The organism is Erwinia aphidicola, assembly GCF_014773485.1.
Taxonomy (GTDB): Bacteria; Pseudomonadota; Gammaproteobacteria; order Enterobacterales; family Enterobacteriaceae; genus Erwinia; species Erwinia aphidicola.
In genome coordinates this window covers 311,948-324,527 of record NZ_JACXBP010000001.1, presented here as the reverse complement: position 1 = coordinate 324,527, position 12,580 = coordinate 311,948, and the positions used below count along the sequence as shown (strand labels likewise).

The following is a 12,580-nucleotide window of genomic DNA, read 5'->3' as shown; positions in this document are numbered from 1 at the left end:
TATCAATAGTGCAGTTAAGAGCAGCCCCCTTACCGGGCCGCTCCGGCGATTAACGGTAGGCTGGCAGCCAGGCGCCATGGGCAGCGATCAGCTCGTCGCACAGGCGCACCGTGTCATCAATCGACAGCTCGGCAGAGGTGTGCGGGTCAAGCAGCGCGGCGTGATAGATATGCTCTTTTTTGCCGCTAATCGCCGCTTCAATGGTTAACAGCTGGGTGTTGATGTTGGTGCGGTTTAGCGCCGCCAGCTGCGGCGGCAGGTCGCCGATGTAGCACGGAGTAATCCCCTGCCCGTCCACCAGGCAAGGCACCTCCACGCAGGCTTCACGCGGCAGGTTAGTAATTAGCCCGTGGTTCATCACGTTGCCACCGATTTTATACGGCGCGTTGGTTTCCATCGCTTCAATCATCCATGAGGCATATTCATGGCTGCGCGCGTGGCTGAGATTTTCATTTTGCGTCAGCCTGTCGCGCTGCTGATGCCAGCGGTCGATCTGCTCAATGCAGCGGCGCGGGTATTCGTCGAGAGGAATGTTAAAACGTTCGATCAGTTCGGGGTAATGACGCTTGATCCAGTACGGCATATATTCCGCATTGTGCTCGGAGGATTCGGTAACGTAATAGCCGAACACCCGCATAATTTCATGGCGTACCATATCGTCGTGCTTGTGGGTGAGCGCGGCGGCGCGGCGCTTAATTTCCGGGTAGAGGTCTTCGCCATCGCGGGTAATATTCAGCAGCCAGGCCATATGGTTGATCCCGGCAATTTGCCACTGCACGCCCTCGGTGCTGATATCCACCGACTTCAGCAGCGTCTCCGCACAGACCTGCACGCTGTGGCACAGCCCGACGGTCTTAATGCCGGTATGTTGCAGCATGGCACCGGTCAGCGATGCCATCGGGTTGGTGTAGTTGAACAGCCAGGCGTCAGGGCACACCTCCTCCATTTCACGGGCAAACTCCAGCATCACCGGAATGGTGCGCAGCGCGCGGAAAATGCCGCCAATGCCCAGCGTATCGGCGATGGTCTGACGCAGCCCATATTTCTTCGCTACTTCAAAATCAGTGATGGTACAAGGATCGTAGCCGCCCACCTGAATGGCATTGATCACATAGCATGCCCCGTCCAGCGCCCGGCGCCGTTGCTCAGCACCGACAAATTTTTCAATGCGCGCTTTCCCCTGGCAGAGATTGGCGTTGAGGTTATTCAGCATCTGCCACGAATCCTCCAGCCGCCCGGCATCAATGTCGTACAGCGCAATATCAACCTGCTGTAGCGCCGGGGTCGCCAGAATATCGCCAAGCACATTCTTGGCAAACACCGTACTGCCCGCACCGAGAAACGTAATTTTCATTGCTGTATTCCTGTCAGTTGTGAGGTGAAGTGAACCCACTTTAGGCAGGTACGGCAAAGCTTGATATGTCATTTTTTGACATTGATATGGTGAAAAATGACCGCGAAATTGAACTGTGATCTGGCTCGCTAATTAGCGTTATACGGCCAGGTAAAACAGACAGGTGGTCACAATAACTGATACGCGGCGAAACGATGAGAACGGAAACATGCTGTACTCAGCTGAAATTCAATGAGAAAAAAAGATGCAAAAAGATATCCACCCCGATGATATCGCCCAGTTCGGCCTGAATATCTATCAGTACGGTCACGAAGTCTGCGCACGTCAGCACAGCTATGGCCCGGCGGTACGCCAGCACTACCTTTTACATTATGTGATAGCAGGCAGTGGCACGTTGTACAGCGGCGAACAGAGCTGGCCGGTCGGAAAAGGAGAAGCGTTTCTGATTCATCCGCATGAAATCACTACCTACACCGCCGACAAAAAGCAGCCGTGGGAGTATATGTGGATTGAGCTTGACGGGTTGATCGCCCAACGTAGCCTGGAGAAATGCGGATTACGGCGGGACATGCCGCTCTGGCGGCCGAAAGAGACACGTTTTCCCAGCGTGGAGGGGCAGTATTTGCAGCAGCTGGTGGCGCTCGATCCGGTACACTCGCTGCGTATTGCCGGGATGACCTGCCTGTTTCTCGATGCGCTCATCGCCAATGCACATATTACGGCCAGCGAAGAGGTCAGCAGCGGCAACCGTCATCTGGATAACGCCATCCAGTTTATTGAGCGCCACCACCATCATCACTTCACCATTGGCGCGGTAGCTGATTACTGTAATATTGACCGCAGCTATCTCAGCCGCCTGTTTCAGCAACAGTTTGGCTATGGTCCGAAACAGTATCTGCTGCTACTGCGCATGAATGCGGCAACCTCGCTGCTGATGGATCGCAGCCTGCCGATTAAAATCATCGCTTATTCATTGGGTTATGCCAGCCAGATGCAGTTTGCCAAAGTGTTCCAGCAGCACTTTCACTGCTCGCCCACCGAGTGGCGCCGCGACAATGCGCATGCAAACTGAACTGCGGGTGATAATCTGCCATACTCTGTGGCACTCTCCGGCATCGGCCGGGCTACCTGACAGCGCGAGGCTCACCATGAATACAGTGCTCAGCCCCTCTCCGGCTTATAGTCAACTGCACGCCTCCCTGCTGGCACAGCGCTCCAGCGTGCAGTCGGAACAGGTGATCCACGCCGTAAACCGCGCGCTGCTGGCGGGTGAAATGGTGAGCGCCGCCTTTTACGATCTCACCCTGCTGAAGCTGTTGCAGCAGCGCAAAACGCTACCCAAGCTGTCGCCGGACGCACAGGCGGAGATCGAGGCGTTCATTGACCAGCTCACGCCGCTGATGCCAGAAAAGCCGATCGATGAAGGCCAGTTCGACAAGCTTCAGCACAAGGTGGCAAAGCTGAGTAAGCGCTTTGACTGGCAGCACGCCAGCCCGGCGCTGGTGAAAAACGCCCTGTTCCTGCGCACCTATCAGCGCTGGCAGCAAACGCTGGAAGCCTTGTTCAGCGCCCAGGATACTCAGCTGGCGTTTACCCGCGTGAAGCAGGTGTTGAAGAAATCCAGCGGCCGCGTGGCGCTGCTGGGAGAGACGCATGAACTTTACTGCGTGCTGCAGGAACTGCTGGCCAACTGTCGGGAAAAAGCGGCAGCCAGCCGCGATAATCCGGATCGGCTCACCGATTATATCGCGGCGGCTGATATTGCCACCCGCGGCATTATCACCTTTGGCGCCACGGCGGAAACCGTGCTGCGCGGCCACGATCTGCCCGACAGCGCCAAGCTGGCGAAACGCATCAGGCAGCATCAGACCAGCGTGATTGAGCGTACTCACCCGTGGTTTTCTGCGATGTAACCCGGCGCGATTTGTAAATCGCGCGCGCTGACGTTAATCTGGCGGTGGTTTCCACTGAAATTAAATGGATATTTAGCCGTTATGCCAGCCCCCGCCAAACGCAAGAACGATCCCGAAGGGTTAAAAAAACGTATCCTCGCCAGCGCGCTGGCCACCTTTGCCGAATTTGGCCTGCAGGGGGCACGTATGGAGCAGATCGCCGAAAACGCGCAAACCACTAAGCGCATGGTGGTGTATCACTTCAGCAATAAAGAGCAGCTGTACGTTGATGTCCTGCACCATGTCTACCGGGAAATTCGCCTGCATGAAACCGGGCTTAATCTGGCCGAGATGACGCCCTCGCTGGCGATAGCGCGCCTGGCGGAAGCCAGCTTCGACTACCACATCAGCCACCCGGATTTTATGCGCTTAATCTGCAGCGAAAACCTGATGCGCGGCCGCTATATTAGCCAGTCGGCCACCATCATTACGCTGAACCAGAGCGCGCTGGCGGTACTGGACAGCGTGCTGCAGCGCGGCAAGCAGAGCGGCGAGTTTGACCCGCACGTCACCACGGTGGACGTTCACCGCCTGATTAGCAGCATCAGCTTTCACAACGTTGCCAACCACTACACGTTTAAAACCCTGTTCGGCGGTAACGAAAGTGAGGAGCAGAGCCTCACCCGCAACCGCAAGCTGGTGGTTGATGCCACGCTGCGCTACCTGCGTCCCGCCAGCTAAATCTGTACAACAATAAACTTAACGTACAATTTTTTTCGCCCCACTATGCAGCAATAACGGGGCTTTTCGTCTACGCTTAATCTCAGTAAGTATCCTCGCCATTTTATCACCACACCGTGATTGTCCTGAACAGGAGCCGTCAATGACACGTGAATCCGCTGGTTACCCACGCCGGCAGCCGCAGATATCGCCGCAGGAAAGTAAACTGTGGAACTGGGCGCAAAATGCCACCCTTGCCGACACCAGCAGCGTGGCCACCCCCGCCAGTGAAAGTGAGCTGCAGGCGATGCTGGCCAAATCTACCGGCAAAGTACGCGTAATGGGCAGCCGAATGTCGCCCGGGCGCATGCTGGAGCTGCAGCAGCGCGGCGACCGCCTGATTGATACCTCCGCCCTGCGCGGGCTGATTAGCAGCGATGCCGACAGCGCCACCTTTGCCGGCGGTACGCCGCTGCATGAGGTCTATGAACTGCTGTCTGCGATGGGCCGTATGCTGCCCGCCTCCCCCGGCGTGATCGCTGCGCAGACCCTGGCCGGTGCGCTGGCTACCGGCACCCACGGCCAGGGGCTACAGCAGAGCTCCATTGGCGATGAAGCGCTGAGTATTCGCATGGTGCTGGCCGACGGCAGCGTGCAGACTTTTGATCGTCAGCACCCGTGGTTCCCGGCGGTGCAGCTGGGTCTGGGCAGCCTGGGCGTGGTCACGGCGGTCACGCTGCGTACCTGCCCCAGCGAGATTTACACCTGTTTTAAAAATGCCGTCAGCGCCGACACGCTGGAACAAGACCTGCTGACGTGGAACAACGACTACGCGCTGAGTAAAGCCTGGTGGTTCCCCGGTGAGAATCAGGTTCATGTCTGGGCCGCCCGCAGCGCCACCAATGAAGAGCGTGCGCAGTACCGTGAGAATCATGGCGACCTGGTGAAGCAGGAAGAGACCAGCGACGCGATGAATCAGACCATCGACCAGACCCTGGAACATATGCGCAACGACACGCAGATCGTTGATGATAACGGCAAACCGTTCCGCACCGTCACGCGCTTCAAGGACTTCTCCGACGTGACCGGCGATGTTTATCAGGTGTTCTGTCGCGGCATCGCCACGCCGCAGATCAACGTGGAGATCGCCATCCCGCTGGCGCGCACGGCGGCTGTAATTGCCCGCATCAAGCAGTGGCACAGCGACACCAATCCCCATATGCACTACCCGGTGATCCTGCGCTGTACCGGCGCCTCGCAGAGCTGGCTCAGCCCCGCCTGGCAGCAGCCCAGCTGCTACTTTGGCTTTGTGGTCTATTACGCGGAAGATGGCTCGCTCTCTGCCGATGGCGTGGCTTTCCTGCGTGAAGTTGAAAAACTGCTGGCGGAAGAAGGCGGCAGGCCGCACTGGGGCAAATACTTCGATGCCTCGCTGTATCGCTGGGATGAGATTTACCCGCAGATGGCCGCATTCCGCGAAGTGCGTGAAGCGCTGGACCCGCAGCACAAATTCAGTAATGCATTCACCCAGCAGCTGCTGGATCAGGGAGATTCACTATGATGGCATGGGTTACCCTGCTGACGCAGCCGGGCTATGTGGTTGGCGTAGAAGCGCTGCAGAAATCGTTGCGCGCCGTGGAGAGCCGCTATTCGCTGGTGGTGATGGTGACGGAAAACATTGATGCCGCCGCGCGCCAGGTGCTGGAACAGCAAGGCTGCCTGCTGCGTGATGTTGCCCCGCTGAGCCCTAACCCCTCACTCGCCAATAGCTATGCCAACGCGCGTTTCGCCGAGGTGTGGACCAAGCTGGCGGCGTGGACGCTGACGGAGTTTGAGCGCGTGGCGTTTCTTGATGCGGATATGCTGGTGACGCAGAACATGGACGAGCTGTTCACCCAGCCGCTGGCGCCCGGCACTATCGCGGCGTGCCACGCCTGCCGCTGCAATCCCAACCGCATTGCCAGCTATCCGGCCGACTGGGTACCGGAAAACTGCTTCTACAGCTGGTGTGAAGGCGTGGACCATGTTGAGCAGCTGGACAAGGTGGATAACTACCTGAATGGCGGTTTCCTGCTGCTGAAGCCGGACCGCACGGTATTTGACGAGATGCTGGCCCAGCTGGCGGCATTGGACGACCTGTCCGGTTTTCTGTTTGCCGAGCAGGACTTCCTCAATCAGTTTTATCACGGCCGCTGGCAGCCGCTGCCTTACCTCTACAACGCGCTGAAAACGTTGCCGCACCAGCACCCGAAAATCTGGGATCTGGCGCGGGTGAAGAATATCCATTACATCATCGATAAACCCTGGGAAAAACAGCCCGAGCCGGGCGACCGCTATTACGAGCTGCATCAGCTATGGTGGGACCGGGTGCGCGATTGATGCCGGGCGGACCGAAAAAGAGGGTCCGCCCCTACAAAACCCAGGATGTCTTAAACGCGGGGGTCTAGCCGAAAAAGAGGGTCCGCTCCTGCACAACCCAGAATGCCTCAAACGTAGGGGTCGACCTCTTTTTTCGCTCGACCCGTCAGTACCTTATTTATTGCTGACCAAACAACGGTACTGCCTGGCCGCTGATATAGCGCTTGCGCAGCTTCGCGGACAGGTGGTCCATCGCCATCACAATCACCACCATAATCAGGGTGATAAACATCACCACATCCCAGTTCCACAGTCGCATATTCTCGGCATACACCAGCCCCACTCCACCCGCGCCGACAAAGCCGAGCACTGCCGCTGAGCGGGTGTTTGACTCAATCTGATACAGGCTGAGCGCCAGAAACGCCGGAAACGACTGGGTAAAGATACCGTAACGGTGTTTTTGCAGGCTGTTGGCGCCCACCGCCGTCAGCCCGCGTCCCGGTGAGCGCTCCACCGCTTCGTGCCCCTCCGCGTACAGCTTCCCCAGCAGGCCCACGTCCTGCATGATAATTGCCAGTACCCCGGCCAGCGGCCCCATGCCCACTGCCCGCACGAAAATCAACCCCCAGATCGCCATATCAATCCCGCGCAGAATATCCAGCAGCCGCCGCATCAGCAGCGCCACCGGGCGCAGCACGGGCGAATGCATCACGTTACGCGCCGCCAGGAACGACAGCGGAAGCGCAATCACCGTCGCGGTGATGGTGCCGGCAAACACAATGGCAATGGTGATAAAGATCTGGCCGAAGTAGTAGGCAAACGGCCAGTTTGCCACGTCATGCCAGACAAACATGCGCAGGAAATAGTGCCCCAGCTGCCCCATGCCAACAGTCAGCTGCTGCCAGCTGATACCGAACGCAGCAAAAAAGAAAACGTAATAGAGCAAAATGGCGGCGGCAATCAGTGCGGTTTTGCGCAGGTAGCGCTTCTGTACGGCAAACAGCGCCTGATGCTGCTGCTTCATGCCGTCCAGCTGTTCATTACCAATCAGTCCAATCATGCGTTTTTCCCCTCTACCACGCGCTGGCGGATCTTGCCGGAGAAAGTATCCAGCAGCGACACCACCACGATAATCAGCAGCAGCGTCATGCTCACCTGGTCGTAGCGGTCGAGTTTAATATTGGTCATCAGCTCCTGGCCGATCCCCCCCGCGCCCACCAGCCCGAGAATGGTTGACTGACGGAAGTTGACCTCCAGGCGCATAAATCCGTAGGAGAGAAATACCGGTTTCACCTGCGGCCACAGGGCAAAACGCATGCGCTGCAGCGACGAGGCACCGCAGGCAGCCAGCCCGCGTACCGGCTTATCGGAAGCGCTTTCTATCGCCTCATAGAACAGCTTGGTCAGGCTGCCAATGGTGTGCAGCGCCAGCGCCAGGAAGCCGGGGATTACCCCAATACCAAACGCCATCACAAACATCACCGCCCACGCCAGCTCGGGCATGGTGCGCAGAAAAGCCACGCTGCTGCGGATGGCAAAGCTCAATCCGCGCGGAGTCTGGGTATTGCTGGCGGCAAGGAAGGCCAGCATCCCGGCGATAAGCACCGAGACCAGCGTCGCCGCCAGCGCCAGCTGCAGGGTTTCCCAAATCAGCGGCAGCTGGATGTGCAGACGGTAACCCCAGTAAGCGAACGACCCTTCGGTATGGCTGTCGGCAAACAGCTTGTCCGGGTGCAGCACCGGTACAGTTTCGCCGAGGTAATCAAAGAAGTGCGGCATCGACACCCATACGGTGTGCAGATTAAATTCCGCCATATTGCCGGAGGCCAGATAGAGCGCGGCCAGCGTCAGCGACCACAGCAGGGTGTCGCGCTTTTGCCTGCCGCGGATCTGCTGATAGTAACGTTCAAAGTCGGGATTGGTCATGCGGATACCTGAGTGAAGGGCCGGCGAAACCGGCCCTCAGATGCGGAAAATGGCGGGCAATTAGCGGGCTTTGGTCAGCTCGCGTTTCATATCGATAATCGCCTGGTAGTCAGCCACGGTCGCCGGACCAATGTGCTGTGCGCCGCCCACGGCCTTCACGAAGCAGCTGTGCTGCTCTTTATCCAGTTTTTTGATGGCGGTAATCAGCTTCGCTTTAAAATCAGCCGGCAGCTTGTTGCTGACCAGAATCGGGCCGTTCGGGATCAGCGGCGATTGCCAGATAATGCGAATTTTCTTCATCAGGTCAGGCTGACCGGCACGGATCATGCGGGTGAATGCGCCGCTGGTGTAGCCGGTGTTGTAGTCGCCGATCATCGAAGCCCAGGTTACCGCGCCGTCAAACTGGCCGTTCAGCACGCCGAGAACATCCTGCTCGTGGCCGCCGGAGAAGGTGACGCTGGAGAAGTGGCCGTTATATTTGTCATCCACCGAGCCGCCAAAATCTTTCTTAAAGCTCTGGTTGGGGATCAGGAAGCCGGAGGTCGAGTCCGGGTCTGCCATGCCAAAAGATTTCCCTTTCAGATCGGCCAGCGTTTTGTACGGGCTGTCCGCTTTCACCACCACCACCGAATGGTAACCGCGTGATTTGTCGGCGTCGTCAACCACGATGCCCACCACGTCGACCGCTTTCGGATCGTTGATGTACACCGAGGCATAAGACGAAGGTGACATGCTCAACACCATATCCACTTTGCCACCCAGCAGCCCCTGAATCACCCCAGAGTAGTCTGAAGAGTTGCGCAGTTTGGTATCCACGTTCAGCTCTTTATCGAAGAACGCCTTCACGCACTGGTTATCACCAATCTGCTGCGTGGCGTTCTGGCCGCCGAGGATGCCTAAATTCAGTTCCTTTGGTGCATCGGCAGCTGAAACATTAGCGGCAAAAACTGTCGCAATCGCTGCGGTAAGAATGATTTTTTTCATTGCTGAGTTCCGTATCCCAAAGTGAAGGTTAATTACGTTGCTGGTTGTCGTCGCCATACAGGGTATAGAGCAGATCGTCGGTCAAATCGCCCGGATGCCCGTCAAACACAATGCGCCCCTTAGCAATGCCAATGGCGCGCGTACAGTACTCTTTCACCAGCTCAACCGAGTGCAGGTTGACCATCACGCTGATGCCGTTGTCGCTCACCTGGCGCAGCACGTCCATAATGCGGCGGGTATTTTTCGGGTCGAGCGAGGCAACCGGCTCATCGGCCAGCAGAATTTTAGGGTTCTGCATCAGCGCCCGGCAGATCGCCACGCGCTGCATCTGCCCACCGGAAAGATTTTCGGCGCGCTGCAGCGCCTGCGGCAGCATATTCAGCCACTCCAGCAGGCCAATCGCACGAGCGCGATCGGCATCGGGAAACACCTTAAAGAATGATTTCAGCGTCGAGGTCTGGCTCAGGCGGCCCAGCAGGACATTGGTCAGCACATCCAGGCGCGGCACCAGGCAGAAGTCCTGGAAGATCATGCCGCAGTCGCTGCGCCACTGGCGCATCTGACGGGAGTTCAGCTCAACGATGTTCTGCTGCTGTCCATTATCGCGGAAGTTAATGATCTCCCCTTCGCTGGCCGGAATAGTGCCGTTCAGCACGTGTAGCAGCGTGGACTTCCCGGCACCGGAACGCCCAATTACCGCCACCAGCTCACCGCCATACAGGTCGAAATTGATATCGTGCAGGACAGGATTCTGCGTGCCGTAGGACTTGCCAAGGCCACTCACCGCCAGCACTTTCGGGCGGAGCGCCGTTTGCGGAACCGTATGCTGCGTGGGGGCAATTTTTAACAGTGCCTGTGCCATATTTTTTACCGTATCGGGTTAGCGCTTTTGCTTGTGCGCCCTATTAACCATGTGGCGGATGAAGGTTTAATGACGCGGGAGTGATGAAAACATGACAGGGCCAAAAAAGGCCTGCAAAGCGCACGCATTGACTGAATCTTTAACGCGTCGCGCCGATAATCCTGACGAGACCCAATCTAATAATAAGGTTCACCATGTTTTCTACTATTGCATCAGGAATCACGTCACGCCTTGCGTGGCAGAAACGCTCACACTCTTCTGCCACGCTCGACTCGTTAAACGACTCTATCGCCATGATTGAATTCATGGCCGATGGCACCATTATCACCGCTAATGCCCTGTTTCTGGAGAAGATGGGTTATAAATCAGATGAGATAGTTGGCCAGCATCACAGCATGTTCTGTACGCCGGATCTACTGCAGTCGCGCCAGTATCAGCAGTTCTGGATGCGCCTGAATCGGGGGGAAAGTTTTAGCGATAAGTTTCTGCGCGTGGCGAAAGACAATCGACCGGTGTGGCTCGAAGCCAACTATGTACCGGTGCGGGATCGTCACGGTCGCGTGTTCAAAATCGTCAAGCTCGCTACCGACATTACCTCACGCATTATCGACGCCCAGGAGCAGCGGGCAATGACCAATGCGATTGAACGCTCGATGGCGGTGATTGCCTTTAACCTGAAGGGTGAAGTGCTGAAAGCCAACGACAACTTTCTCAAAACCATGGGATATCGCGCCAGCGAAGTTATCGGCACGCACCACAGCCAGTTCTGCTCTGCCGAGCTGCGCAGCAGCCCGGATTACACACTGTTCTGGCAGAAGCTTAACCGCGGTGAGTTTATTTCCGGCCAGTTCCAGCGTGTGAATAAGCAGGGTGCCACTATCTGGCTGCGCGCCACCTATAACCCGGTGTTCGATGACAGCGGTGAGCTGTATAAAGTGGTGAAATTCGCCACCGACGTCACCGCCCAGGTGGAGAAAAACCAGCTGGAGCGCGATGCCGCCCAGCAGGCTTATCAAACCGCCCTGCAAACCAGCGAGAGCAGCATGCGCGGCGCCAGCGTCATTGCCAACAGCGTGCAGACCATGAACGAGCTGGCGGGTGAACTGCACGGCATTTCCGCTGATATCACCGGTCTGGGCGACTCCTCAGACAGTATCGGGCAGATTGTCAGCAGCATTCGCCGCATCGCCGACCAGACCAACCTGTTGGCACTCAATGCGGCGGTAGAGGCCGCGCGCGCAGGCACGCACGGCCGCAGCTTTGCCGTGGTCGCCAATGAAGTGCGCACGCTGGCGCAAAACATCAATCGCGCCACCAGCGAAATCGAACAGAGGGTGCAGCAGAATCACCTGCTGGCGAGCAAGGCGCAGAAAGGCATCACCTCAAATCTGCAGCGTGCCGACCGCGGCCTGGCGCTGGTGCAGGAAGCCGGCGGCGTGATTGCCGATATCCGCGACAGCTCCGACGACGTCGTTCGCGCCATTGGCCACGTCACCGAAGCGTTAAAAAGCGATTAGGCGTAAGCCGCGTCGAAAAATGCCAGCTCCAGCGTGACTGCGCGCTGGAAAAACGCCTCGCACTGCGCATGCTGGGCTGGCCCGACGCGATCGAGTTCACGCCGCAGGAAAGCCACGAATTCGCGGAAGTCGGGGTTATCGTGCAGCGTAATCCACTCGGCATGAACAAAACTCGTTGGCAGCGGCTGTGGTGCCTGCGCTGCCCAGTCAAGGTAGAGCCATTCGGCGACATTAAGTACGGTGAGGATCGCCGCATAGCTGCGGGTTTCCGCCGCTTCCAGCATCAGTGCCTTAAACCCGGCGGTGGGTGCGCTATCGGGCGTGTTGTGACGCTGCGCCGCGCTGACGTCCAGCGCGTCGAAAGCGCGCAGGAAATAGGTATTCTCCTCGGAGGAGACCATTCCAGCGCAGCGGCCAAAGCGCAGCCGCGCGTCAATGCTGTCGGCGCTGGCAATGGCGGCACCGACTAAGGTGAGAAAGCTGTCGAGAAAACGGTGATCCTGAACCAGGTAGGTGATCATCACCTGGCGGTCGACGGTGCCATGATACAGCTCGTGCACAAAGCGATGCGAGACGGCCTGTGACCAGCGTGGCTGGCTTAAACTGCGCAGTGTTTCGGTAAAACGTTCGGTCATCGGGTAGTCCTTGAGGAAAGACTACCGGCAAAAGTCAGGTAAATTGCCCCATCCCTTCGCCGGCATTATCCGGATCAGGTGTTAAGGGTCATCGCGCCGCTTGCGCTTGCGATTTCTCAGCCCGTTGCCGGGCTCCCCCTGGAGTCTGAACTAATACAACAATTCTTCCAGCGAGTCACGAAAATAGCACAATCGTACATTTTCCAGGCACGTTGTGGCTAACCCGACGGCGCAACAGCGAATAATCTTTACGGGCAAAAAACAGCGGCCTACTCCGCCTCACCGGGTAGCCAGGCTTGTCATTATTAAGGAAGATTATGTGCAGAAAAAAC

Annotated in this window: 12 protein-coding genes and 1 riboswitch; of the genes, 6 read left to right on the top strand and 6 right to left on the bottom strand. The window is 57.5% G+C overall.

The annotated features are described in order from the left end of the window. Positions 1 to 49 precede the first annotated feature (49 nt). Entirely contained in the window at positions 50 to 1,354 is a 1,305-nt protein-coding gene (melA, locus tag ID864_RS01515; protein WP_191149299.1) for an alpha-glucosidase/alpha-galactosidase, read from the bottom strand. Between the two features lie 244 nt (positions 1,355 to 1,598). On the opposite strand from melA, the gene ID864_RS01510 reads away from it, so the two are divergent. The 5 genes from ID864_RS01510 to ID864_RS01490 all read left to right on the top strand — a co-directional run bounded on the left by ID864_RS01510 (position 1,599) and on the right by ID864_RS01490 (position 6,345). Beyond that, complete coding sequence (locus tag ID864_RS01510) at positions 1,599 to 2,426, top strand: AraC family transcriptional regulator (protein WP_099754754.1); 828 nt, start codon at positions 1,599 to 1,601, stop codon at positions 2,424 to 2,426. A gap of 76 nt (positions 2,427 to 2,502) precedes the next feature. After that, entirely contained in the window at positions 2,503 to 3,267 is a 765-nt protein-coding gene (locus tag ID864_RS01505; protein WP_048915669.1) for a hypothetical protein, read from the top strand. A gap of 81 nt (positions 3,268 to 3,348) precedes the next feature. Next, positions 3,349 to 3,987 carry a TetR family transcriptional regulator gene (locus ID864_RS01500; RefSeq protein WP_048915668.1) on the top strand — a complete coding sequence of 213 codons (639 nt, stop codon included), beginning with the start codon at positions 3,349 to 3,351 and terminating at the stop codon, positions 3,985 to 3,987. Between the two features lie 142 nt (positions 3,988 to 4,129). After that, entirely contained in the window at positions 4,130 to 5,527 is a 1,398-nt protein-coding gene (locus ID864_RS01495; protein ID WP_048915667.1) for a D-arabinono-1,4-lactone oxidase, read from the top strand. Next, complete coding sequence (locus ID864_RS01490; RefSeq protein WP_191149298.1) at positions 5,524 to 6,345, top strand: glycosyltransferase family 8 protein; 822 nt, start codon at positions 5,524 to 5,526, stop codon at positions 6,343 to 6,345. The genes ID864_RS01495 and ID864_RS01490 overlap by 4 nt, the downstream gene beginning before the upstream one ends. A gap of 157 nt (positions 6,346 to 6,502) precedes the next feature. Here ID864_RS01490 and phnE (ID864_RS01485) read toward each other — a convergent pair whose 3' ends face one another. The 4 genes from phnE (ID864_RS01485) to phnC are packed head-to-tail and all read right to left on the bottom strand — an operon-like array spanning position 6,503 to position 10,096. Further along, on the bottom strand, positions 6,503 to 7,384 hold the full coding sequence (gene phnE / locus ID864_RS01485; protein WP_191149297.1) for a phosphonate ABC transporter, permease protein PhnE: 882 nt from the start codon (positions 7,382 to 7,384) through the stop codon (positions 6,503 to 6,505). Beyond that, the gene (gene phnE, locus ID864_RS01480) at positions 7,381 to 8,250 is read right to left on the bottom strand and encodes a phosphonate ABC transporter, permease protein PhnE (protein ID WP_187498095.1); all 870 of its coding nucleotides are present in this window, start codon (positions 8,248 to 8,250) and stop codon (positions 7,381 to 7,383) included. Before phnE (ID864_RS01480) ends, phnE (ID864_RS01485) begins: the two co-directional genes overlap by 4 nt. Positions 8,251 to 8,310: 60 nt before the next feature. Next, entirely contained in the window at positions 8,311 to 9,234 is a 924-nt protein-coding gene (gene phnD, locus ID864_RS01475; protein ID WP_062818139.1) for a phosphonate ABC transporter substrate-binding protein, read from the bottom strand. 28 nt (positions 9,235 to 9,262) lie between these two features. Continuing rightward, positions 9,263 to 10,096, bottom strand: coding sequence for a phosphonate ABC transporter ATP-binding protein (phnC, locus tag ID864_RS01470; protein WP_048918493.1), 834 nt, complete (start codon positions 10,094 to 10,096; stop codon positions 9,263 to 9,265). Positions 10,097 to 10,290: 194 nt separating this feature from the next. Here phnC and ID864_RS01465 point away from each other — a divergent pair, with 194 nt between their 5' ends. Beyond that, positions 10,291 to 11,613, top strand: coding sequence for a methyl-accepting chemotaxis protein (locus ID864_RS01465; protein ID WP_048918494.1), 1,323 nt, complete (start codon positions 10,291 to 10,293; stop codon positions 11,611 to 11,613). Here ID864_RS01465 and ID864_RS01460 read toward each other — a convergent pair. After that, entirely contained in the window at positions 11,610 to 12,248 is a 639-nt protein-coding gene (locus tag ID864_RS01460) for a TenA family protein (RefSeq protein WP_099755055.1), read from the bottom strand. The genes ID864_RS01465 and ID864_RS01460 overlap by 4 nt on opposite strands. Positions 12,249 to 12,282: 34 nt before the next feature. After that, a riboswitch (TPP riboswitch) is annotated at positions 12,283 to 12,397 on the bottom strand. Positions 12,398 to 12,580: the final 183 nt, after the last annotated feature.